Origin of the sequence: Pseudomonas haemolytica (assembly GCF_009659625.1) — a bacterium.
GTDB classification, from domain to species: domain Bacteria; phylum Pseudomonadota; class Gammaproteobacteria; order Pseudomonadales; family Pseudomonadaceae; genus Aquipseudomonas; species Aquipseudomonas haemolytica.
Genome location: NZ_VOIW01000001.1, coordinates 279,664 through 302,512 on the forward strand (window position 1 = coordinate 279,664; position 22,849 = coordinate 302,512).

Genomic DNA, 22,849 nt, shown 5'->3' on the forward strand with positions numbered 1-22,849 from the left:
CTGATACCGATCAAATTAGCGTGGAATTGTACCCAAGCACTGGCCCAGGCGCGATGTTAGTGGCGTGAAACCGTGGATTTAGGTCGTGCAAATGTTGCGGTTAACTAACGGTGGCTGAAACGGCATCTACCGTGATGGCATATTTTCAAGGCATCTACGCGCTACAATGTGGCTTTTGCCAACCATCGAGGTGTGCGTTTTGACTGCTCCAGGTCCATTGAATTCCACTGCAGGCTCGCTTTTTGTCGTGGCGACGCCCATTGGCAACCTGGACGACATCAGTGCGCGTGCGCTGAAAGTGTTGCGCGAGGTTAAATTGATCGCGGCAGAAGACACGCGGCACTCCCAGCGGTTGATGCAACATTTTGGAATCAGCACGCCATTAGCGGCATGCCACGAGCACAACGAACGTGAAGAGGGCAGCCGTTTTATCACGCGCCTGCTGGCCGGCGATGACGTGGCGTTGATCTCCGATGCGGGTACGCCCCTGATTTCCGACCCGGGGTACCACTTGGTCCGCCAGGCGCGCGCCGCTGGTATCAATGTAGTGCCTGTTCCGGGGGCGTGCGCGCTGATCGCTGCATTATCTGCCGCCGGCTTGCCGTCGGATCGCTTTATCTTCGAGGGTTTCCTTCCGGCCAAGGCGGTAGGGCGTCGTGCACGCCTGCAAGCGCTAAAAGAAGAGCCGCGCACCCTGATCTTCTACGAAGCCCCGCACCGTATCCTGGAATGCCTGCAAGATATGGAGCTGGTGTTTGGCGGCGAGCGTCTGGCGTTGTTGGCCCGTGAGCTGACCAAGACCTTCGAGACCCTCAAGGGCTTGCCGCTGGAAGAGCTGCGCGCGTTTGTCGAGGGCGACAGCAATCAACAGCGGGGCGAGTGTGTGGTGCTGGTGGCGGGCTGGACCGCGCCGGAGAATGAAGACGCCGTGGGGAGCGAGGCCATGCGCATCCTTGATTTGCTGCTCAAGGAAATGCCACTCAAGCGCGCTGCCGCCCTGGCGGCGGAAATTACCGGGGTGCGCAAAAATGTGTTGTATCAGGTAGCGCTGGATAAACAGAAAGCCGAATAGTTCCAGGGGTAAACCTGTATTCCGTCTGAACGTGATGGCACTGCTGCACTTTAATACTTGTCCTGAGACCGCCGTGCCGTTAACCTGCGCGGCGGAGAGTCGATTGGACAGTCGCTGCCCTCTATGAAAATTAGGGGGGGGAGGAAAGTCCGGGCTCCATAGGGCGAAGTGCCAGGTAATGCCTGGGAGGCGTGAGCCTACGGAAAGTGCCACAGAAAATAACCGCCTAAGCACTTCGGTGCCGGTAAGGGTGAAAAGGTGCGGTAAGAGCGCACCGCACGACTGGCAACAGTTCGTGGCTAGGTAAACCCCACTTGGAGCAAGACCAAATAGGGTCCCAAGGCGTGGCCCGCGCTGGGACCGGGTAGGTTGCTAAAGATGTCCAGTGATGGCCATCGTAGACGAATGACTGTTCAAGACAGAACCCGGCTTACAGATCGACTCTCCACCTTTTTTCCTTGCGTTCGAATCCCGTGCGCAAACCCGGTAGCAACGCAAGAATCCCTCCCTGCCAAATCATTGGCAGATGCATCTTCGTAATACCAAAAAAATCTTACTCTTAATAAATTACTTTAACTTTAGGCCGTAGCTCTATGAGCTATCTGCCGTTCTTGAGTCAAAAACATCTCCAAACTCTCGTTTCTCCTCCTTTTACCCTCCTAAATCTCCGTTCTGTAAGGCTTTTCCTTGAATACGCGCCTTGACGGTGTGGTAGGCGCATTCCTATAGTGTGCGCAAGTGGCGGAAAGTGGCACAAAGTGGGTTTTTTGAACGTAAAACGCTAAAATTTGGAGAAACGCATCTGTGTTTCGCGGAGCTAACGCTATCAGTCTCGATGCAAAAGGCCGTCTCGCCATGCCGAGCCGGTATCGTGACGAGCTCATTTCGCGAAGTTCAGGGCAGTTAATCATCACGATTGACGCTGTTGACCCTTGTTTGTGTGTTTACCCCCTCGATGAGTGGGAGTTGATCGAAACCAAGTTGCGCGCGCTGCCTTCATTGCGTGAAGAAAACCGTCGCCTGCAGCGTTTGCTGATTGGTAATGCCGTCGACCTTGAGCTTGATGGCAGCGGTCGTTTCCTGGTGCCGCCGCGTCTGCGCGAGTACGCCAAGCTCGACAAGCGCGCAATGCTGGTGGGCCAACTGAACAAGTTCCAATTATGGGACGAAGATGCCTGGGATGCTGTGTCTGCAGCAGACCTGGCTGCTATTCAACAACCGGGCGCCATGCCTGATGAACTGCGTGATTTGATCCTGTGACTATTGATAGCGGCTTTAACCACATCACCGTACTGCTTGACGAAGCCGTCGAGGCTCTCGCCGTACGCGCGGATGGCTGCTATTTGGATGGCACCTTCGGCAGGGGTGGGCACAGCCGGTTGATACTCAGCCAGCTCGGCTCCGACGGTAAGCTCCTCGGGTTTGACAAAGACCCTCAAGCGATTGCCACCGGGCAAGCGCTAGCGGCCGAAGACGGCCGCTTTGTCGTTGTGCAACGCAGCTTTGCCGAGCTGGGCGCCGAAGTCGCCGAGCGTGGCATGGCGGGCAAGGTTGCCGGGGTTTTGCTCGACCTGGGCGTGTCTTCGCCACAGCTCGACGACCCTGAGCGTGGCTTCAGTTTCATGAACGACGGGCCGCTCGACATGCGCATGGACCCTACCCGTGGCGTCAGTGCCGCGCAGTTCATCGCTACTGCTCCGGTGGAAGAAATCGCCCGCGTTTTCAAGGAATATGGCGAAGAGCGCTTCGCCGGTCGCATGGCGCGTGCCGTAGTCGAGCGCCGTGAAATCCAGCCATTCGAGCGTACAGCTGACCTGGCCGAAGTGCTGAAAGTCGCCAACCCGGCGTGGGAAAAGGGCAAGAACCCGGCCACCCGTGCGTTCCAGGGCCTGCGCATTCACGTCAACAACGAATTGGGCGATCTGGAAGCCGGCCTCGAAGCCGCTCTGGACGCTTTGGAAGTGGGCGGTCGCCTGGTGGTGATCAGCTTCCACTCCCTCGAAGACCGCATCGTCAAGCTGTTCATGCGTCGTCTGGTCAAGGGCGAGTCCGACAACCTGCCGCGCAACTTGCCGGTACGTTTCGAAGCCTTTGTGCCGAAAATCAAAATCCATGGCAAAGCGCAGTTCGCTTCCGAAGCCGAGCTCAAGGCCAACCCACGTTCCCGTAGCGCCGTCATGCGCGTCGCGGAGAAGCTGCGGTGAGCAAGCTTTTCGCCAAGCCCCTCCCGGGCGGTAGCTTCTTTATGTTGCTGCTGTTTGTCGGCGTGCTGGTGTCCGCGATTGCGGTGTCCTACAGCGCCCACTGGAACCGCCAGTTGCTCAATACCCTGTATGGGGAATTGAGCGTGCGTGATAAAGCGCAGGCGGAGTGGGGCCGGCTGATCCTCGAGCAAAGTACCTGGACAGCCCACAGCCGTATCGAAGTACTGGCTACCGAACAGCTGAAAATGCACATCCCTGGCGCGGCCGAAGTCCGCATGGTGGCGCCATGATGAAGCTCGAAGGCGCACTCTACCCATGGCGCTTCCGCCTGATGCTCGGCCTGCTGGCATTGATGGTGGGCGCGATCGTCTGGCGCATCTTCGACCTGCAGGTGGTCGATCGTGACTTCCTGATCGGCCAGGGTGATGCCCGCAGCCTGAGGCATATCCCGATTCCTGCGCACCGCGGCCTGATCACCGATCGTAATGGCGAGCCTCTGGCGGTCAGTACTCCGGTGACCACCCTGTGGGCTAACGCCAAGGAATTGCAGGTCGCCAAGGACAGGTGGCCTGAACTTGCCGCCGCTCTCGGCCAGGATCGCAAAGCCCTGACCGAGCGCCTGGAAGCCCAGGCCAATAAAGAATTCATCTACCTGGTTCGTGGGCTGACCCCCGAACAAGGTCAACAAGTGCTCGACCTTAAAGTCCCCGGTGTCTACGGCATCGAGGAGTTTCGTCGTTTCTACCCGGCCGGCGAAACCACCGCACATATGGTCGGTTTTACCGATATTGATGACCATGGCCGCGAAGGTGTAGAGCTGGCCTATGACGAATGGCTGGCCGGGGTTCCCGGCAAGCGACAGGTCATCAAGGATCGGCGCGGCAGATTGATCAAGGATGTCCAGGTCACCAAAAACGCCAAGGCCGGCAAGCCCTTGGCGTTGTCGATTGACCTGCGCCTGCAATACCTGGCTAACCGCGAACTGCGCAACGCGATTATCGAGAACGGCGCGAAAGCCGGCAGCCTGGTGATCATGGACGTGAAGACCGGTGAGATCCTCGCCATGGTCAACCAGCCGACCTACAACCCGAACAACCGTCGCAACCTGCAGCCGGCAATGATGCGTAACCGCGCGATGATCGACGTGTTCGAGCCCGGTTCGACCATGAAAGCCATTTCCATGAGCGCCGCCCTGGAAACCGGGCGCTGGAAGCCCAGCGACAAGGTCGAGGTGTACCCAGGCACTCTTCAGCTCGGCAGATACACCATTCGTGACGTGTCCCGCAGCGAAGGCCCAGTGCTGGATCTGACAGGCATCCTGATCAACTCCAGTAACGTCGGCATGAGTAAAGTGGCCTTCGATATCGGCGGCGAGACCATCTATCACCTGGCGCAAAAAATTGGCCTGGGGCAACCCACTGGCCTCGATTTCCCGGGTGAGCGGGTCGGTAACCTGCCGAACTACCGCGAATGGAAAAAGGCCGAGACCGCTACGCTTTCCTACGGCTACGGCCTGTCGGTGACTGCCATCCAACTGGCCCACGCGTTCTCTGTGTTGGCCAATAATGGCCGCATGGTCCCGCTGAGCCTGATCCACGTCGACGAAGCGCCGAAAGCTACCCAGGTCATCCCGGAAAAGGTCGCCAAGACCATCCAGGGCATGCTGCAACAAGTGATCGAGGCGCCCCGTGGCGTGTTCCGCGCCCAGGTGCCGGCCTATCACGTAGCAGGCAAGTCCGGTACTGCGCGTAAGACGTCGGTAGGCACCAAGGGTTATGCCGAAAACTCCTACCGTTCGTTGTTCGCAGGCTTCGGCCCGATGAGCGACCCGCGCTACGCAATCGTTGTTGTGATCGATGAGCCGAGCAAAGCCGGTTACTTCGGTGGCCTGGTATCGGCGCCGGTGTTCAGCAAAGTGATGTCCGGCACCCTGCGTCTGATGAACATCACGCCGGACAACCTGCCGCCGACCCAACAAGCGAACGCCGGGCCACCGGCCGCTGCTGTAAAAGCCAATGGAGGGCGTGGCTGATGTCTCTTAGCCTGAACAAGATTTTTGCCCACGCCGGCCGCGATCTGTTGATTCGCGAGTTGAGCCTGGACAGCCGTAATGTGCGTGCCGGTGACCTGTTCCTGGCAGTGCCCGGCGGCAAGTTCGATGGCCGTGCGCACATCGCCGACGCCCTGCAACGCGGTGCTGCCGCTGTGGCCTATGAAGTGGAAGGCGCGACTGTGCTGCCGATCACCGACGTGCCGTTGATCCCGGTCAAGGGCCTGGCTGCGCAGCTCTCCGACATTGCCGGGCGTTTCTACGGTGACCCAAGCCGCCAGCTCAACCTGGTAGGTGTGACTGGCACCAATGGCAAGACCAGCGTGACCCAATTGGTCGCCCAGGCCCTTGACCTGTTGGGCCAGCACTGCGGCATCGTCGGCACCCTGGGCACTGGCTTCTATGGCGCTCTGCAAAGCGGCCTGCACACCACGCCGAATCCTATTGCCGTGCAAGCGACCTTGGCCGACCTGAAAAAAGCCGGGGCCAAGGCGGTTGCCATGGAAGTCTCCTCCCACGGCCTGGACCAGGGGCGAGTCACCGCGCTGGCCTTTGACGTTGCGGTGATGACCAACCTGTCCCGCGACCACCTCGATTACCACGGCACCATGGAGGCGTATGCCGCCGCCAAGGCCAAGCTGTTTGCCTGGAATGACCTGAGGTGCCGGGTAGTCAACCTGGACGACGCATTCGGCCGCCAACTGGCCGCCGAAGACAGCGAATCTCGCCTGATCAGCTATAGCCTGAAAGATCCCAGCGCTTACCTGTATTGCCGCGAAGCTCAATTCAATGACGAAGGCGTGCGCGCCACGTTGGTCACGCCCCAGGGCGAGCACCACTTGCGCAGCACCTTGCTCGGTCGCTTCAACCTCAGCAACGTGCTCGCCGCCATCGGCGCGTTGCTGGGCCTGGATTACGCCCTGGATGAAATCCTGCGTGTGCTGCCCAAGCTCGAAGGCCCGGCTGGGCGCATGCAGCGCCTGGGTGGCGGCACGCAGCCGCTGGTGGTGGTCGATTACGCCCACACCCCGGACGCGTTGGAAAAAGTCCTCGAAGCCCTGCGCCCGCATGCCAAGGGCAAATTGCTCTGCCTGTTCGGCTGTGGCGGTGATCGTGATCGTGGCAAGCGTCCGTTGATGGCCGAGATTGTCGAGCGCTTGGCCGATGGCGTGCTGGTCACCGACGACAACCCACGCAGCGAAGATCCGAAGCAGATTTTCGACGACATCCGTGTCGGCTTCAAAGATGCGGGCAAGGTCACCTTCGTTGCCGGCCGTGGTACTGCCATTGCCCAATTGATCGCTAGCGCCAGCGCTGACGATGTGGTGGTCCTGGCGGGTAAAGGCCACGAGGACTATCAGGAAATCAAGGGTGAGCGCCATGCCTTCTCCGACTTGGTCGAGGCCGATCATGCCTTGACCGCCTGGGAGGTCACCCATGCTTAAAGCGATGAAGTTCAGCGAGCTGGCCCAGGCCCTGTCGGCCCGTGTGCTGTCAAGCGATTGCACGTTCAACGGCGTCAGTATCGACAGCCGCAACATCAAGCCGGGGCAATTGTTTATCGCCCTGACGGGTCCGCGTTTCGATGGTCACGACTACCTCAATGACGTCGCCGCCAAAGGTGCCGTTGGCGCCTTGGTGCAGCGTGAAGTGGCCGATTCGACCTTGCCGCAATTACTGGTTGTCGATACTCGCTTGGCCCTGGGCCAGTTGGGTGCACTCAACCGTGCCGCTTTTGATAAGCCGGTGGCGGCCATTACCGGCTCCAGCGGCAAGACCACGGTCAAGGAACTGCTCGCCGGTGTCCTGCGCACGCGCGGGCCGGTACTTGCTACCCGTGGCAACCTGAACAATGATTTCGGCGCACCGCTGACCCTGCTCGAACTGGCCCCGGAACACACGGCGGCGGTGATCGAGCTGGGGGCTTCGCGCATCGGCGAAATCGCCTACACCGTAGCGCTGACCAAGCCCCACGTTGCAATTATCAACAACGCCGGTACCGCCCATGTCGGTGAGTTCGGCGGGCCGGAAAAAATCGTCGAAGCCAAGGGCGAAATCCTCGAGGGGCTTGACGCCTCGGGTACCGCCATACTGAACCTGGACGACAAGGCTTTCGAGACCTGGCGTGTACGCGCCGCCGGTCGCAAGGTGCTGACGTTTGCGGTGCTGAATGCAGCCGCCGATTTCCACGCCTCCAACATCCGCGTCGACGCCCGGGGCTGCCCGTCCTTTACCTTGCATACCCCGCAAGGTGACGAACACGTGCAGTTGAACCTGTTGGGCAACCATAACGTCGCCAACGCCTTGGCCGCCGCCGCTGCCGCTCATGCCCTGGGTGTGTCGCTGTTCGGTATCGCTACCGGCCTGGGCGCGGTGCAGCCGGTCAAGGGCCGCACCGTGGCGCAATTGGCCAGCAACGGCATGCGCGTGATTGATGACACTTACAACGCCAACCAGTCCTCGGTCTGCGCCGCCATCGATCTGCTCAAGGGCTTCGACGGTCGCAAGGTGCTGGTGCTGGGTGATATCGCCGAACTGGGCGACTGGGCCGAACAGTCCCATCGCGAAGTCGGCGCCTACGCCAGAGGCAAGGTCGACGCGCTCTACGCCGTTGGCCCGAACATGGCTCACGCGGTTAACGCCTTCGGTGCCGGCGCACTGCATTTCGCCAGCCAGGCCGAGCTGATCCAGGCGTTGGCCGCGACTGAACACGACAAACACACAACCATTTTGATCAAGGGATCGCGCAGCGCGGTGATGGAAAACGTCGTCGCAGCCTTGTGTGGCTCAAGTACGGAGAAACATTAATGCTGCTGCTGCTGGCTGAGTATCTGCAACAGTTCCACAAAGGCTTCGCGGTCTTTCAGTACCTGACCCTGCGCGGGATCCTCGGTGTGCTGACCGCGCTGTGTTTGTCGCTGTTCCTGGGGCCGTGGATGATCCGCACCCTGCAGAGCCTGCAAATTGGTCAATCGGTTCGTAATGACGGCCCGCAGTCGCACCTGTCCAAGTCCGGCACCCCGACCATGGGCGGTGCGTTGATCCTGTCGTCCATTGGCATCAGCACCTTGCTGTGGGCTGACCTGCACAACCGCTATGTGTGGGTAGTGTTGCTGGTGACCCTGTTGTTCGGCGCCATCGGCTGGGTGGATGACTACCGCAAAGTGATCGAGAAAAACTCCAAGGGGCTGCCAAGCCGCTGGAAGTATTTCTGGCAGTCGGTGTTCGGCCTGGCCGCGGCGATCTTCCTCTACACAACTGCGCCGAGTGCGGTCGAGACCACCCTGATCATCCCGATGCTCAAGGACGCCAGCATTCCCCTAGGCATCGGTTTCGTGGTGCTGACCTACTTCGTGATCGTCGGCTCCAGCAACGCGGTGAACCTCACCGATGGCCTCGACGGCCTGGCGATCATGCCGACGGTGATGGTCGGCGGCGCGCTCGGCATCTTCTGCTACCTGTCGGGTAACGTTAAATTCGCTGAATACCTGCTGATCCCTTATGTACCGGGCGCCGGTGAGCTGATCGTATTCTGCGGCGCGCTGATCGGCGCCGGCCTGGGGTTTCTGTGGTTCAACACCTACCCGGCACAAGTCTTCATGGGCGACGTCGGCGCACTGGCGCTGGGCGCAGCCTTGGGCACCATTGCGGTGATCGTCCGCCAGGAAATCGTGTTGTTCATCATGGGCGGCGTGTTCGTGATGGAAACCCTGTCGGTGGTCATCCAGGTGGCTTCCTTCAAGTTGACCGGGCGTCGCGTGTTCCGCATGGCGCCGATCCACCACCACTTTGAACTCAAGGGCTGGCCCGAGCCACGCGTGATTGTCCGTTTCTGGATCATCACCGTGATTCTGGTGCTGGTCGGCCTTGCCACCCTGAAACTGAGGTAGAAACGAGTGTCCCTGATCGCTTCAGACCACTTCCGCATCATTGTCGGCCTCGGCAAGAGCGGCATGTCCCTGGTTCGCTTCCTGGCGAACCGGGGCACGTCGTTTGCCGTGGCTGACACGCGGGAAAATCCACCGGAGCTGGTCACGCTGCGCCGTGACTACCCGCACGTGGAAGTGCGTTGTGGCGAGCTGGATGTCGAGTTTCTGTGCCGTGCCGATGAGCTCTACGTGAGCCCGGGCCTGGCAATCGCGACACCGGCCCTGCAAGCCGCAGCGGCGCGGGGCGTGAAGCTGTCCGGCGATATCGACCTGTTTGCACGTAACGCGAAGGCACCGATTATCGCCATCAGCGGCTCGAATGCGAAAAGCACCGTGACCACCCTGGTCGGCGAGATGGCGGCTGCGGCCGGCAAGCGTGTGGCCGTGGGCGGCAACCTCGGCACGCCGGCGCTCGACCTGCTGAGCGACGACGTTGAGCTGTACGTGATGGAACTGTCGAGCTTCCAGCTGGAAACGACTCACGACCTCGGTGCTGAAGTCGCCACCGTATTGAACGTCAGCGAAGACCATATGGACCGCTATAGCGGCCTGCCGGCTTACCATCTGGCCAAGCACCGGATCTTCCGTGGTGCCAGGCAAGTGGTGGTCAATCGCCAGGATGCATTGAGCCGTCCGCTGATGGGCGAGGGCCTGCCATGCTGGACCTTCGGCCTGAGCAAGCCTGATTTCAAAGCCTTCGGCATTCGCGAAGAGAACGGCGAGAAATACCTGGCCTTCGAATTCCAGAACCTGATGCCGGTGCGCGAGCTGAAAATCCGTGGCGCACATAACCAGTCCAACGCCCTGGCGGCCTTGGCGCTCGGCCATGCCGTGGGCCTGCCGTTCGACGCCATGCTGTCGGCGCTGCGCACCTTCGGCGGTCTTGAGCATCGCTGCCAGTGGGTACGTGACCTGGATGGCGTCAGCTATTACAACGACTCCAAGGCCACCAACGTCGGTGCGGCCCTGGCTGCCATCGAGGGCCTTGGCGCCGATATCGAAGGCAAGCTGGTACTGATCGCTGGCGGTGACGGCAAAGGTGCCGACTTCAAGGACCTTAAAGGTCCGGTCGCTGCACATTGCCGTGCCGTGGTGCTGATGGGGCGCGATTCTGACTTGATCGCTGCTGCCTTGGGCGAAGGCGTGCAACAAGTACGCGCCACGTCCCTGGACGACGCCATCGCCCAGTGCAAAGCCCTGGCCCAGCCGGGCGATGCGGTGCTGTTGTCGCCGGCGTGCGCCAGTTTCGACATGTTCAAGAACTACGAAGAGCGCGGCCAGCTGTTCGCCCGCGCCGTGGAGGCCTTGGCATGAGTATCGACTTCAGAAATATCATCAAGCCATACCCGTCGCCGATCATCACTGGGCGCGGTATCGACCTCGACTTCCCAATGCTCGCCGGTTGCCTGGCGCTGCTGGGCTTGGGCCTGGTGATGATCACCTCGGCATCATCCGAAGTGGCCGCCGTGCAGTCGGGCAATACCCTGTACATGATGATCCGTCACCTGGTGTACCTGGTGATCGGCCTTGGCGCGTGCATCGTCACCATGATGATCCCCATCGCCACCTGGCAGCGCCTGGGTTGGCTGATGCTGATCGGTGCGTTCGGCCTGTTGGTGATGGTGATCCTGCCAGGCATCGGCCGCGAGGTGAACGGTTCGATGCGCTGGATCGGCTTCGGCGCGTTCAACGTGCAGCCCTCGGAAATCGCCAAGGTGTTCGTGGTGATCTACCTCGCCGGCTACCTGGTGCGGCGCCAGAAAGAAGTACGCGAAAGCTGGATGGGCTTCTTCAAGCCGTTCATTGTGCTGCTGCCGATGGCCGGCCTGTTGCTGATGGAGCCCGACTTCGGCGCCACCGTAGTCATGATGGGCGCGGCGGCGGCGATGCTGTTCCTCGGCGGCGTCGGCCTGTTCCGCTTCACCTTGATGGTGGTGCTGGCGGTGGCTGCAGTGACGATTCTGGTGCAGGCGCAACCCTACCGGATGGCGCGCCTGATCACCTTTACCGACCCCTGGTCCGACCAGTTCGGTTCCGGCTACCAGTTGACCCAGGCGCTGATCGCCTTCGGTCGCGGCGAGTGGCTGGGCGTGGGCTTGGGCAACAGTGTGCAGAAGCAGTTCTACCTGCCGGAAGCCCACACCGACTTCGTGTTCTCGGTACTTGCCGAAGAGCTGGGTGTAGTGGGTTCGCTGTGCACGGTCGGGCTGTTTGTATTCGTCTGCGTACGCGCCATGTACATCGGCCTGTGGGCCGAGAAAGCCAAGCAGTTCTTCGCCGCCTACGTTGCTTATGGGTTGGCATTCCTGTGGATTGGCCAGTTCCTGATCAACATCGGTGTGAACGTCGGCCTGCTGCCGACCAAAGGCCTGACCCTGCCGTTCCTTAGCTATGGCGGCAGCTCGTTGGTGATCTGCTGCGCCTGTCTCGGCTTGTTGCTGCGCATCGAGTGGGAGAGTCGAACCCATCTGGGCAGCGAAGAGATGGAGTTCAGCGAAAGCGACTTTGCCGAGGAGCCGACCCATGGGCGCTAACGTGCTGATCATGGCGGGCGGCACCGGGGGCCATGTGTTCCCGGCCCTGGCCTGCGCGCGTGAATTCCAGAACCGTGGCTACACCGTGCACTGGTTGGGTACACCGCGTGGTATCGAAAACGAATTGGTACCGAACGCCGGCCTGCCGCTGCATCTGATCAACGTCACCGGCCTGCGCGGCAAGGGCAAGTTGTCCCTGCTCAAGGCGCCGTTCGTGTTGCTCAAGGCGGTGTGGCAAGCACGCAACGTTATTCGTGAATTGAAACCGGTATGTGTGCTCGGTTTTGGCGGTTACGTGACTGGCCCTGGCGGTGTCGCGGCCAAGCTCGCCGGTGTGCCGGTGATCGTGCACGAGCAGAATGCCGTCGCTGGTACCGCCAACCGCCTGCTGGTGCCGTTGGCCTCGCGGGTGTGTGAAGCTTTCCCGAAAACGTTCGCCGCCTCGGACAAGCTGCGCACCACCGGCAATCCGGTGCGTACCGAGCTGTTCATGGCGATTGCGCGTGATGCATTGGCCGGGCGCAAGGCGCACCTGCTGATCCTCGGCGGAAGCCTGGGCGCCGAACCGCTGAACAAATTGCTGCCCGAAGCGGTAGCGCAGCTCCCTGTGGAATTGCGCCCGGAGATCTTCCATCAGGCCGGCAAGAACCACGATGAAGTCACCGCCGCACGTTATCGCGAGGCCGGTGTAGAGGCGAACGTACAGCCCTTCATCAAAGACATGGCCCAAGCCTATGGCTGGGCCGACCTGGTGGTTTGCCGCGCTGGTGCGCTGACCGTCAGTGAACTGGCCGCTGCCGGTCTGCCGTCCTTGCTGGTGCCTTTGCCCCACGCCATCGACGATCACCAGACCCGCAACGCCGAATATTTGGCCGGGGAGGGCGCTGCCTTCCTGCTGCCGCAAAGAACGACTGGCGCCGCCGATTTGGCCGCACGCCTGACCGAGGTTTTGATGCAACCGGAACGACTCAACAGCATGGCGAGCACCGCAAGCCGCCTGGCCAAACCTGATGCAACCCGCACCGTAGTCGATATCTGCCTGGAGGTGGCCCATGGTTGAGAATCAGAAAGCCATGCCGCAACCCGAGATGCGCCGCATCCGTCGTATTCACTTCGTTGGTATCGGCGGCGTGGGCATGTGTGGCATCGCCGAAGTGCTGCTGAACCTGGGCTACCAGGTGTCCGGCTCGGACTTGAAAGAGTCGCCGGTTACCGATCGCCTGAAGTCCTTTGGCGCGCAGATCTTTATCGGCCACCGTGCCGAGAACGCCGCCGAGGCTGACGTGCTGGTGGTATCCAGTGCCGTGAACACCTCCAACCCGGAAGTGGCCACCGCCCTTGAGCGCCGTATCCCGGTGGTGCCGCGTGCCGAGATGCTCGCCGAACTGATGCGCTACCGCCACGGCATCGCCGTTGCCGGTACCCATGGCAAGACCACCACCACCAGCCTGATCGCCTCGGTGTTCGCCGCCGGTGGCCTGGACCCGACCTTCGTCATCGGTGGCCGCCTGAATGCAGCCGGTACCAATGCCCAGCTCGGCACCAGCCGCTACCTGATCGCCGAAGCCGATGAAAGCGATGCGAGCTTCCTGCACCTGCAACCGCTGGTCGCCGTCGTCACCAACATCGACGAAGACCACATGGCGACCTACGACGGTGACTTCAACAAGTTGAAGAAAACCTTCGTCGACTTCCTGCATAACCTGCCGTTCTACGGCCTGGCGGTGGTGTGCTTGGACGACCCGGTAGTGCGTGAGATCCTGCCTCAGGTCAAGCGCCCGACCGTGACCTACGGCTTCAGCGAAGATGCCGATGTGCGTGCGATCAATGTGCGCCAGGAAGGCATGCAAACCTACTTCACCGTGCTGCGCCCCGACCGCGAGCCGCTGGACGTGTCGGTCAACATGCCGGGCAACCACAACGTGCTCAATTCCCTGGCGACCATCTGCATCGCCACCGATGAAGGCGTCAGCGATGAAGCCATCGTCGAAGGTCTGTCGCGCTTTGCCGGTGTGGGCCGACGCTTCCAGGTCTACGGCCAACTGCCGGTTGAAGGCGGTGACGTGATGCTGGTGGACGACTACGGTCACCACCCGACTGAAGTTGCAGCGGTGATCAAGGCCGTGCGCGGTGGCTGGCCGGAGCGCCGCCTGGTGATGGTCTACCAGCCGCACCGCTACAGCCGTACCCGCGACCTGTACGACGATTTCGTCAATGTATTGGCCGATGCCAACGTGCTGCTGTTGATGGAAGTCTACCCGGCCGGCGAAGAGCCGATCCCTGGCGCTGACAGCCGCAAGCTGTGCAACAGCATCCGCCAGCGTGGCCAGTTGGACCCGATCTACATCGAACGTGGCGTGGACCTGGCGCCTATCGTCAAGCCGCTGCTGCGCGCGGGTGACATTTTGCTGTGCCAAGGCGCCGGTGATATCGGCGGCCTTGCCCCTAAACTGCTGGCGAGCCCATTGTTCGTAAAAGAAGTATTTGCGGCCGCAAAGGGGAAGTCGAAATGACCACTGACTACGACGCCCTGTTCTCCACCCTCACGCCTGCCGACTTCGGCCGCGTGGCAGTGCTGTTCGGCGGCAAGAGCGCTGAGCGCGAAGTGTCGCTCAATTCCGGCAATGCCGTGCTTGAGGCTCTGCAAAGCGCCGGCGTGAACGCATTCGGAATCGACGTGGGCGATGACTTCCTCGCTCGCCTGCAAGCCGAAAAGATCGACCGCGCCTTCATCATCCTGCATGGCCGTGGCGGTGAAGACGGCAGCATGCAGGGCCTGCTGGAGTGCGTCGGCATTCCTTATACCGGTAGCGGCATCCTCGCGTCGGCGCTGGCCATGGACAAGTTGCGCACCAAGCAGGTGTGGCACAGTTTGGGGATTCCGACGCCACGTCACGCCGTGCTGTGCAGCGAAGACGATTGTATTTCTGCGGCCAAGGAACTGGGCCTGCCTTTGATCGTCAAACCAGCCCATGAAGGCTCCAGTATCGGCATGGCTAAAGTGAACTCGGCCGCCGAATTGATCGACGCATGGAAAGCGGCAAGTACCTACGATTCGCAAGTGTTGGTGGAACAGTGGATCTCCGGTCCCGAGTACACCATCGCCACCCTGCGTGGCCAGGTATTGCCGCCTATCGCATTGGGCACACCCCACACCTTTTATGACTACGACGCCAAGTACGTGGCTTCCGATACCCAGTACCGGATCCCGTGCGGCCTCGATGCAACCAAGGAACACGAATTGATGGACCTCACGGCGAAAGCCTGTGAGGCGCTGGGTATCGCCGGTTGGGCACGGGCAGACGTGATGCAGGATGAGCAAGGGAATTTCTGGTTCCTTGAAGTCAACACTGCACCGGGTATGACCGACCACAGCCTGGTTCCCATGGCCGCCCGTGCCGCCGGTCTGGACTTCCAGCAGTTGGTGCTGGCGATCCTGGCCGACAGCATTGAGCCAAGAGGCTAAACACATGAACGGCGCATCGCTTCGTCATCAGCCCCCACAAGCCCCGAGCCGCAAGCCGGTGCCACGGGGTGCCAGCCGAATGGTGGCTAAAGAGCCGATGTCGGCGCGCCTGCCGAAAGCCAACTTTGGTTTTATCAAGGCGCTGTTCTGGCCGGTGTTGCTGGTGGTGCTGGGCTTCGGTACCTACGAAGGTGCGCAGCGCCTGTTGCCGTATGCCGACCGGCCGATCACCAAGATCAGTGTGCAGGGCGACTTGAGCTACATCAGCCAGCAAGCGGTACAGCAGCGCATCGGCCCGTACCTGGCGGCGAGCTTCTTTACCATCGATCTGGCCGGCATGCGCGCGGAGCTGGAACAGATGCCCTGGATCGCTCACGCCGAAGTCCGCCGTGTTTGGCCGGACCAGGTGACGATCCGCCTGGAAGAACAACTGCCCGTGGCCCGTTGGGGCGATGGCGCGCTGTTGAATAACCAGGGCCAGGCGTTCACCCCGCGTGAACTGGCGAACTATGAGCACCTGCCGCAGCTGTTCGGGCCGCAGCGGGCGCAGCAGCAAGTGATGCAGCAGTACCAGGCCTTGAGCCAGATGCTGCGGCCGCTGGGCTTCTCCATTGCACGCCTGGAATTGCGTGAGCGGGGCAGCTGGTTTTTGACGACCGGGGCAGGCAGTTCCGGCCCGGGCATCGAGTTGTTGCTGGGACGCGACCGCTTGGTGGAAAAGATGCGCCGCTTTATTGCCATCTATGAAAAAACCTTGAAAGAACAGATTACGAACATTGCGAGCGTCGACCTGCGTTACGCCAACGGCCTGGCCGTCGGCTGGCGTGCACCGGCTGCGCCCACGGCAGCACAACCCGCTGTCGCGAAGAATTAAGAAGAGGCAGGACCCATGGCAAACGTGCAAAGCGGCAAAATGATCGTCGGTCTCGATATCGGCACCTCCAAGGTGGTGGCGCTGGTTGGCGAGGTCGGGGAAGACGGCACGATCGAAATCGTCGGTATTGGCACGCATCCGTCCCGGGGCCTGAAGAAGGGCGTGGTGGTGAACATCGAGTCCACCGTGCAATCGATCCAGCGCGCTATCGAAGAAGCGCAGCTGATGGCCGGTTGCCGGATCCATTCGGCGTTCGTCGGCGTCGCCGGCAACCACATCCGCAGCCTGAACTCCCACGGCATCGTGGCGATCCGCGACCGCGAAGTCAGCTCGGCCGACCTCGAACGCGTACTCGATGCCGCCCAGGCCGTGGCGATCCCGGCTGACCAGCGCGTGCTGCACACCCTGCCGCAGGACTACGTGATCGATAACCAGGAAGGCGTGCGTGAGCCCCTGGGCATGTCGGGCGTTCGCCTGGAAGCCAAGGTCCACGTAGTGACCTGCGCCGTCAACGCCGCACAGAACATTGAAAAATGCGTGCGCCGCTGCGGCCTGGAAATCGACGACATCATTCTCGAGCAGTTGGCTTCGGCCTACTCGGTGCTGACCGACGACGAAAAAGAACTGGGCGTGTGCCTGGTGGACATCGGCGGCGGTACCACCGATATCGCGATCTTCACCGAGGGTGCGATCCGTCACACCGCCGTGATCCCGATTGCCGGCGACCAGGTCACCAACGACATCGCCATGGCGCTGCGTACGCCGACCCAGTACGCCGAAGAAATCAAGATTCGCTACGCCTGCGCCCTCGCCAAGCTGGCCGGTGCCGGCGAGACCATCAAGGTGCCAAGCGTGGGCGACCGTCCACCGCGTGAACTGTCGCGCCAGGCCCTGGCTGAAGTGGTCGAGCCGCGCTACGACGAACTGTTCACCCTGATCCAGGCTGAACTGCGCCGCAGCGGCTACGAAGACCTGATCCCGGCCGGCATTGTGCTGACCGGTGGCACGTCGAAGATGGAAGGCGCGGTCGAGCTGGCCGAGGAAATCTTCCACATGCCGGTCCGCCTGGGCGTTCCCCATGGCGTCAAAGGCCTGGGCGACGTAGTACGCAACCCGATTTATTCCACCGGTGTGGGCTTGCTGTTGTACGGGCTGCAAAAGCAGACCGACGGCATTTCCCTGTCGGGCCCGAGCATCCGTGACAGCTACCGCAGTGACGACGAAGCGAAAGCGCCGTTGTTCGAGCGGCTGCAGGCTTGGGTAAAAGGCAATTTCTAAAGATTTACCGCGACACCGCAGCACCCGCAGTAAGCAGTAGGCGAAAAAACTAGAGAAAACGAAAGGAGAGGGAAAATGTTTGAACTCGTAGACAACATCCCCGCAAGCCCGGTTATCAAAGTAATCGGTGTCGGCGGTGGCGGCGGCAACGCTGTCAATCATATGGTCAAGAGCAACATTGAAGGCGTTGAATTCATCTGCGCCAACACTGATGCCCAGGCGCTGAAAAGCATCGGCGCGCGGACCATCCTGCAATTGGGCACAGCCGTGACCAAGGGCCTCGGCGCTGGCGCCAATCCGGAAGTCGGCCGTCAAGCCGCCCTGGAAGACCGCGAACGTATTGCCGAAGTGCTGCAAGGCACCAACATGGTGTTCATCACCACCGGCATGGGCGGCGGTACCGGTACCGGTGCTGCGCCGATCATTGCCGAAGTGGCCAAGGAAATGGGGATTCTGACAGTCGCAGTCGTGACCCGTCCGTTCCCGTTCGAAGGCCGCAAGCGCATGCAGATCGCCGACGAAGGTATCCGTCTGCTGTCTGAAAGCGTCGACTCGTTGATCACCATCCCCAACGAGAAACTGCTGACCATCCTGGGCAAGGACGCAAGCCTGCTGTCCGCGTTCGCCAAGGCTGACGATGTACTGGCCGGTGCCGTTCGCGGTATCTCCGACATCATCAAGCGCCCGGGCATGATCAACGTCGACTTTGCCGACGTACGTACTGTCATGAGCGAAATGGGCATGGCGATGATGGGCACTGGCTGCGCCAGCGGTCCGAACCGTGCACGCGAAGCCACCGAAGCGGCCATCCGCAACCCGTTGCTCGAAGACGTGAACCTGCAAGGCGCACGCGGCATCCTGGTGAATATCACTGCCGGTCCTGACCTGTCCCTGGGTGAGTACTCCGACGTGGGTAGCATCATCGAAGCCTTCGCTTCCGAGCACGCCATGGTCAAAGTCGGTACCGTTATCGACCCGGACATGCGCGATGAACTGCATGTAACCGTGGTTGCTACCGGCCTGGGCGCGAAAATCGAGAAGCCTGTGAAGGTCATCGACAATACCGTTCACACCGGCCATAACAGCCACGCCAGCCAACAAGCTGCCGCTCCAGCGCCTGCGCGCCAGGAACTGCCGTCTGTTAACTACCGCGACCTGGATCGTCCGACCGTGATGCGCAACCAGGCTCAGGCCGGTGCTGCGGCATCCCGTAGCCCGAATCCGCAAGATGATCTGGACTACCTGGACATCCCGGCATTCCTGCGTCGTCAGGCCGATTAATGGAATGTATCAGGGCTATGAAGGTGATTGGTGTTCAGCAAAGGTCTGGTCTGCTATTATCGCCAGCCTTTGTTGATACCAGTTCGCAATTTGCGCTGAAGCGGTCCAAGCCATGATTAAACAACGCACCCTGAAGAATATTATTCGTGCCACAGGTGTAGGTCTGCACTCCGGGGAGAAGGTATACCTGACCCTCAAGCCTGCACCTGTCGACACCGGCATCGTGTTTGTGCGTGCCGACCTGGACCCTGTGGTGCAGATTCCTGCTCGCGCGGAAAACGTTGGCGAAACCACTATGTCGACCACATTGGTCAACGGTGACGTCAAAGTGGACACGGTGGAGCACTTGCTCTCGGCCATGGCTGGCCTGGGCATCGATAACGCCTACGTCGAGCTCTCCGCGTCCGAAGTCCCGATCATGGATGGCAGCGCTGGCCCCTTCGTATTCTTGATTCAATCTGCCGGCCTGGAAGAACAGGACGCAGCCAAGAAGTTCATTCGCATTCTGCGGGAAGTGACAGTAGAAGACGGCGACAAGCGCGCCACCTTCGTCCCGTTCGAAGGCTTTAAAGTGAGCTTTGAGATCGATTTCGATCACCCGGTATTCCGTGACCGCACCCAAAGTGCAAGCGTGGATTTTTCCAGCACTTCGTTCGTAAAAGAAGTCAGCCGCGCCCGTACCTTTGGTTTCATGAGTGACATCGAGTACCTGCGCAAGCACAACCTCGCACTCGGCGGCAGCGTTGAAAACGCCATTGTGGTCGACGCGGATGGTGTACTGAACGAAGACGGCCTTCGCTATGAAGACGAGTTCGTGAAGCACAAGATCCTCGATGCAATCGGTGACCTCTACCTGCTGGGCAATAGCCTGATAGGCGAGTTCAAAGGCTTCAAGTCGGGCCACGCCCTTAACAACCAGCTGCTGCGCAAGTTGATTGAGCAGACAGACGCTTGGGAAGTCGTGACCTTCGAAGATGCCAGCACCGCACCGATCTCTTACATGCGTCCCGTTGCGGCGGTGTAAGTAACAACTCTCTTTCTTTAGTTTTGAAAGGCTGCCTTCGGGTGGCCTTTTTTTATGGGCGATGAGGATGTAAATGTGGGAGCTGTTCAGCATCCACGATCCGGTTGCGCCCCCTGTGCTTGGCCTCATACAACGCCTGGTCAGCCTTGAGCAGCAAACCCTCAAGGGTCATACGGCTGCGTTTGTGCCAGGTGCTCATGCCGATGCTTACGGTAATCGGCTGTTCGTCCCCGGCTACCCGCGGCAAGTGTTGAACGCCCTCGCGGATATGCTCGGCGATCACCCAGGCGCCCTTGGCGTCGGTGTGGGGCAGCACCACGGCGAACTCTTCACCTCCATAGCGTGCCGCCAGGTCGGCTGGGCGCCGGATATTGCTGTCGATCACTTGCGCCACCGTACGCAGTGCATCATCGCCGCCCTGGTGGCCATGGCGGTCGTTGAAGGCTTTGAAGTGGTCCACATCGATCATCAGCACCGTCAGCGGCTCGGTTGAGCGTTGTGCCCGGTCCCATTCCAGGCGCAGGCGTTCGTCCAGGGTACGGCGGTTAGCCAGGCCGGTGAGGGCATCTGTTGCTGCCAGTTCTGACAGCATCTGCTCAACGCCATGGCGACGACGCAGCTCCACACACAATGCCCAGGTCAGCCACAGCAGGCCCACGCACAGCACGCCCGTCGCGATACTCACCAACCATGCCGCACGCCGCCAGGGTGCGAATACTTCATCGCTGGACAACGCCACCGCGACGATCAGCGGCAAGTTACCCACATTGGAGAAACTGTAGAGCCGTGCCTGGCGGTCGACACTGGAGATGCTCTGGAAGCTGCCATCGCGCTCGCGCAGCATGCGTGCCACGTTGGGGCGCTGGCTCATGTCCTTGTCGATCATACCCACTTCAAGCAACGGCTCCTGCGCCAACAGGATGCCTTGATGGTTGATCAGGTTGATGGTGCTGTTGCTGCCGATATTCAGGCTGCTGAACAATTGGTGGAAGTACGACAGGCGCATGGACGCGGCGGCCACACCCAGGAAGCGCCCGTCCGGTGACGACACGCGGCGGCTGAATGCGATACGCCATGGGTCATCGCACACACAGCGGGCCATGAACGGGCGACTGATGTACAACCCAGCATCGGGATTGCTGCGGTGCACCTGAAAGTAGTCCCGATCGGCGAAGTTCCCCATCTTCGGTGTGAGCACAGAGGAGTCGGCAATCACCTCGCCGGTCGGGTCCAGCAGCAGGATATCGCCCTTGTAGGGCGCGGCGGCAGAGCGGTCGAATAGCACCAGATGGCGGATGCCCTCTGATACGTCCTGCAGGTCAGTGCGCTCGGTGGCGGTGATCAGGCCTTTGAGGGCCATGTCATAGAGCTCGACGTTACGCAGCACGTCGGCGTCGATCAATTGCGTGATGGTGTTGGCGGTGCGCTTGGCCGCCTGCAAGGTATTGGCATGTTCACGAATCAGCAGTGCAGTGACGATGCCCACGATCAGCAACACCGTGAGCGCGCTGCCCAGGATCAGCAAGCGCTCCGGGCGGCGGTTGGGGCGAACGAGGCTTGGACTCATCGGAGGTACTTCTGCTTTGAGGATGCCAATAGCTTAGTAGCAACTCCGGAATAGGGCGCAGAACCAAAATGTGGGAGGGGCCTTGCTCCCGATAGCTGAGTGTCAGTCAATAATATGTCGACTGACCCACCGCTATCGGGAGCAATCCCCCTCCCACATTTGGAACGTTGTCAGAACACGTTGATCGGATAGTCCACGATCACGCGGTACTCATCCACATCCCGATCCACCGCCGAGTAGCCATTGCCACCACGGTTGGTTGCCCATTGCAGGCGTACGGCCAGGTCCTTGGCCTTGCCGCCCTGCACCACATACTTGAGGTCAATATCCCGTTCCCAGTGCTTGGCGTCTTTGCCATCGGCGCTGTACCAACTGCTGTAGCCGCGGCTGTTGGGGTCGACCTTGGTCAGGTCGGTCTTGCCGCTGATGTACGACACGGCGGACGTCAGGCCAGGCACGCCGAGGCCGGCGAAGTCGTAAGCGTACTTGAGCTTCCATGAGCGCTCGTTGGGGCCGTTGAAGTCCGAGTACTGCTGGGAGTTGTCCAGGTAAATGCTGTCGCCCTGGGCGATGTAGTCGAACGGGGTGTTGCCGTTGACCCGCTGGTAGGTGGCAGTGACGCTGTGGTTGCCCACGCCTACGGTGAAATGCAGGCTGTAGGTGTTGTTGTCGATATCACCCAGCAAAGATTGGCCGGTGTCCTGGGTGTGGTAGTAGTGCAGGCCGGGGGTCAGGCTGATCAGGTCATTCAGCGCGTAGGTATATTCCAGGTCGTAGTAATACTGGTGCCATACATCCTTGAGCTCAGAGGCGTACAGGTTGCTGGTCAGCCCTGGGATACCGCTGAATGATACGCCGGCCCAGTCCAGGTGCTGGCTGTCGGTGTTGGTGGGCAATGCGCCGTAGCTGGTGCCGATGCGCCGATGGCCGCTCTGGTTATAGAGCTTGGTGAAGCTGGCCTGGCCGCCTTCGATCATCCAACCGTCGAAACTGTGGTTAGTCACGCTCACGCCACGGAAGGTCTGCGGCAACATGCGGGTCATGCCGCCGGCAATCACCGGGTTATTGAGGAACAGGTCGCCGGCCTTCAGTTCGGTATCGAAGGCGCGCATTTTCAAGGTGCCACCGGCGGTGGAGAACGAACCGGGTGCCTTGCCGTTGCCGCTGCCGTAGGGAAGGATGCTGGAGCCGTCAGTGCCGCCACCGCCATCGAGCTTGAGGCCGAGCATGGCATTGAGGTCCAGGCCGAAGCCGACGGTGCCTTGGGTGTAGCCGGATTCAAAGGTGCCGATAAAGCCCTGGCCCCATTCCTTGCTGTCATCGGTGTGAATGTCGCGACGGTCGCGGTTCATGTAGTAGTTGCGAGTGTTGATCGTGAGGTGGGAGCCTTCGACGAAACCGTCAGTGGAAGTGGTGTCTGCCGCCTGGGCGAGAGGGGCGATCGTTGCGGCAATCGCGAGGAATAGCGGGGTGAACGTCAGCGAGGTCTTCACCGGTGGAGCTCCTTTGGTCAATCAAGAACGGCCAGTGTCGTGGGGGTGTGCCCGGCCTTTTTTTACGGCAAAAAAAA

At 60.7% G+C, this 22,849-nt stretch carries 19 protein-coding genes and 1 other RNA gene; 18 read left to right on the top strand and 2 right to left on the bottom strand.

Annotated elements, in window-relative coordinates:
* Positions 1–166 precede the first annotated feature (166 nt).
* The 18 genes from rsmI to lpxC all read left to right on the top strand — a co-directional run bounded on the left by rsmI (position 167) and on the right by lpxC (position 19,712).
* Entirely contained in the window at positions 167–1,072 is a 906-nt protein-coding gene (gene rsmI, locus FRT59_RS01380) for a 16S rRNA (cytidine(1402)-2'-O)-methyltransferase (protein WP_152612317.1), read from the top strand.
* A gap of 95 nt (positions 1,073–1,167) precedes the next feature.
* An RNA gene (rnpB, locus tag FRT59_RS01385) (RNase P RNA component class A) lies at positions 1,168–1,521 on the top strand.
* A gap of 355 nt (positions 1,522–1,876) precedes the next feature.
* Positions 1,877–2,332, top strand: coding sequence for a division/cell wall cluster transcriptional repressor MraZ (gene mraZ / locus FRT59_RS01390; RefSeq protein WP_003171868.1), 456 nt, complete (start codon positions 1,877–1,879; stop codon positions 2,330–2,332).
* Positions 2,329–3,276, top strand: a complete 948-nt coding sequence (gene rsmH, locus FRT59_RS01395; protein WP_004371992.1) for a 16S rRNA (cytosine(1402)-N(4))-methyltransferase RsmH — start codon at positions 2,329–2,331, stop codon at positions 3,274–3,276. The genes mraZ and rsmH overlap by 4 nt, the downstream gene beginning before the upstream one ends.
* Positions 3,273–3,566 carry a cell division protein FtsL gene (gene ftsL / locus FRT59_RS01400; protein ID WP_003188663.1) on the top strand — a complete coding sequence of 98 codons (294 nt, stop codon included), beginning with the start codon at positions 3,273–3,275 and terminating at the stop codon, positions 3,564–3,566. The genes rsmH and ftsL overlap by 4 nt, the downstream gene beginning before the upstream one ends.
* Positions 3,566–5,308 carry a peptidoglycan D,D-transpeptidase FtsI family protein gene (locus tag FRT59_RS01405; protein WP_167524251.1) on the top strand — a complete coding sequence of 581 codons (1,743 nt, stop codon included), beginning with the start codon at positions 3,566–3,568 and terminating at the stop codon, positions 5,306–5,308. The genes ftsL and FRT59_RS01405 overlap by 1 nt, the downstream gene beginning before the upstream one ends.
* Positions 5,308–6,771: a UDP-N-acetylmuramoyl-L-alanyl-D-glutamate--2,6-diaminopimelate ligase gene (locus FRT59_RS01410; protein WP_153870208.1), complete on the top strand. Its 1,464-nt coding sequence runs from the start codon at positions 5,308–5,310 to the stop codon at positions 6,769–6,771. The genes FRT59_RS01405 and FRT59_RS01410 overlap by 1 nt, the downstream gene beginning before the upstream one ends.
* Complete coding sequence (locus tag FRT59_RS01415) at positions 6,764–8,134, top strand: UDP-N-acetylmuramoyl-tripeptide--D-alanyl-D-alanine ligase (protein ID WP_153870209.1); 1,371 nt, start codon at positions 6,764–6,766, stop codon at positions 8,132–8,134. Before FRT59_RS01410 ends, FRT59_RS01415 begins: the two co-directional genes overlap by 8 nt.
* Positions 8,134–9,216, top strand: a complete 1,083-nt coding sequence (mraY, locus tag FRT59_RS01420) for a phospho-N-acetylmuramoyl-pentapeptide-transferase (protein WP_034118170.1) — start codon at positions 8,134–8,136, stop codon at positions 9,214–9,216. Before FRT59_RS01415 ends, mraY begins: the two co-directional genes overlap by 1 nt.
* Positions 9,217–9,222: 6 nt before the next feature.
* Complete coding sequence (gene murD / locus FRT59_RS01425; RefSeq protein ID WP_034118171.1) at positions 9,223–10,569, top strand: UDP-N-acetylmuramoyl-L-alanine--D-glutamate ligase; 1,347 nt, start codon at positions 9,223–9,225, stop codon at positions 10,567–10,569.
* Complete coding sequence (ftsW, locus tag FRT59_RS01430; protein WP_034118172.1) at positions 10,566–11,789, top strand: putative lipid II flippase FtsW; 1,224 nt, start codon at positions 10,566–10,568, stop codon at positions 11,787–11,789. Before murD ends, ftsW begins: the two co-directional genes overlap by 4 nt.
* Positions 11,779–12,849 carry an undecaprenyldiphospho-muramoylpentapeptide beta-N-acetylglucosaminyltransferase gene (gene murG / locus FRT59_RS01435; RefSeq protein ID WP_034118173.1) on the top strand — a complete coding sequence of 357 codons (1,071 nt, stop codon included), beginning with the start codon at positions 11,779–11,781 and terminating at the stop codon, positions 12,847–12,849. The genes ftsW and murG overlap by 11 nt, the downstream gene beginning before the upstream one ends.
* Positions 12,842–14,302: a UDP-N-acetylmuramate--L-alanine ligase gene (gene murC / locus FRT59_RS01440; protein WP_153870210.1), complete on the top strand. Its 1,461-nt coding sequence runs from the start codon at positions 12,842–12,844 to the stop codon at positions 14,300–14,302. The genes murG and murC overlap by 8 nt, the downstream gene beginning before the upstream one ends.
* On the top strand, positions 14,299–15,255 hold the full coding sequence (locus FRT59_RS01445; RefSeq protein ID WP_153870211.1) for a D-alanine--D-alanine ligase: 957 nt from the start codon (positions 14,299–14,301) through the stop codon (positions 15,253–15,255). The genes murC and FRT59_RS01445 overlap by 4 nt, the downstream gene beginning before the upstream one ends.
* A gap of 4 nt (positions 15,256–15,259) precedes the next feature.
* On the top strand, positions 15,260–16,129 hold the full coding sequence (locus FRT59_RS01450) for a cell division protein FtsQ/DivIB (protein ID WP_034118176.1): 870 nt from the start codon (positions 15,260–15,262) through the stop codon (positions 16,127–16,129).
* Between the two features lie 15 nt (positions 16,130–16,144).
* Positions 16,145–17,407, top strand: coding sequence for a cell division protein FtsA (gene ftsA, locus FRT59_RS01455; RefSeq protein WP_137199717.1), 1,263 nt, complete (start codon positions 16,145–16,147; stop codon positions 17,405–17,407).
* 75 nt (positions 17,408–17,482) lie between these two features.
* Positions 17,483–18,688: a cell division protein FtsZ gene (gene ftsZ, locus FRT59_RS01460; RefSeq protein ID WP_017138180.1), complete on the top strand. Its 1,206-nt coding sequence runs from the start codon at positions 17,483–17,485 to the stop codon at positions 18,686–18,688.
* Positions 18,689–18,800: 112 nt separating this feature from the next.
* Positions 18,801–19,712, top strand: coding sequence for a UDP-3-O-acyl-N-acetylglucosamine deacetylase (lpxC, locus tag FRT59_RS01465; protein WP_003171886.1), 912 nt, complete (start codon positions 18,801–18,803; stop codon positions 19,710–19,712).
* 52 nt (positions 19,713–19,764) lie between these two features.
* Here lpxC and FRT59_RS01470 read toward each other — a convergent pair whose 3' ends face one another.
* Together FRT59_RS01470 and FRT59_RS01475 are read right to left on the bottom strand one after the other, a co-directional pair.
* The gene (locus tag FRT59_RS01470) at positions 19,765–21,279 is read right to left on the bottom strand and encodes a sensor domain-containing diguanylate cyclase (protein WP_153870212.1); all 1,515 of its coding nucleotides are present in this window, start codon (positions 21,277–21,279) and stop codon (positions 19,765–19,767) included.
* Positions 21,280–21,449: 170 nt separating this feature from the next.
* A complete protein-coding gene (locus tag FRT59_RS01475; protein WP_198809558.1) occupies positions 21,450–22,772 on the bottom strand; it encodes an OprD family porin in 1,323 nt (440 codons plus the stop codon).
* Between the last annotated feature and the right edge of the window lie 77 nt (positions 22,773–22,849).

Excerpts from the sequence above, each read along its gene's own strand:
- FRT59_RS01445 (WP_153870211.1), top strand. The coding sequence starts at position 14,299 with ATGACCACTGACTACGACGCCCTGTTCTCCACCCTCACGCCTGCCGAC.
- rsmI (WP_152612317.1), top strand. The coding sequence starts at position 167 with ATGTGGCTTTTGCCAACCATCGAGGTGTGCGTTTTGACTGCTCCAGGT.
- FRT59_RS01410 (WP_153870208.1), top strand. The coding sequence starts at position 5,308 with ATGTCTCTTAGCCTGAACAAGATTTTTGCCCACGCCGGCCGCGATCTG.
- murG (WP_034118173.1), top strand. The coding sequence starts at position 11,779 with ATGGGCGCTAACGTGCTGATCATGGCGGGCGGCACCGGGGGCCATGTG.
- FRT59_RS01405 (WP_167524251.1), top strand. The coding sequence starts at position 3,566 with ATGAAGCTCGAAGGCGCACTCTACCCATGGCGCTTCCGCCTGATGCTC.
- ftsZ (WP_017138180.1), top strand. The coding sequence starts at position 17,483 with ATGTTTGAACTCGTAGACAACATCCCCGCAAGCCCGGTTATCAAAGTA.
- FRT59_RS01415 (WP_153870209.1), top strand. The coding sequence starts at position 6,764 with ATGCTTAAAGCGATGAAGTTCAGCGAGCTGGCCCAGGCCCTGTCGGCC.
- ftsW (WP_034118172.1), top strand. The coding sequence starts at position 10,566 with ATGAGTATCGACTTCAGAAATATCATCAAGCCATACCCGTCGCCGATC.
- mraY (WP_034118170.1), top strand. The coding sequence starts at position 8,134 with ATGCTGCTGCTGCTGGCTGAGTATCTGCAACAGTTCCACAAAGGCTTC.
- murC (WP_153870210.1), top strand. The coding sequence starts at position 12,842 with ATGGTTGAGAATCAGAAAGCCATGCCGCAACCCGAGATGCGCCGCATC.
- FRT59_RS01470 (WP_153870212.1), bottom strand. The coding sequence starts at position 21,279 with ATGAGTCCAAGCCTCGTTCGCCCCAACCGCCGCCCGGAGCGCTTGCTG.
- ftsA (WP_137199717.1), top strand. The coding sequence starts at position 16,145 with ATGGCAAACGTGCAAAGCGGCAAAATGATCGTCGGTCTCGATATCGGC.
- lpxC (WP_003171886.1), top strand. The coding sequence starts at position 18,801 with ATGATTAAACAACGCACCCTGAAGAATATTATTCGTGCCACAGGTGTA.
- FRT59_RS01450 (WP_034118176.1), top strand. The coding sequence starts at position 15,260 with ATGAACGGCGCATCGCTTCGTCATCAGCCCCCACAAGCCCCGAGCCGC.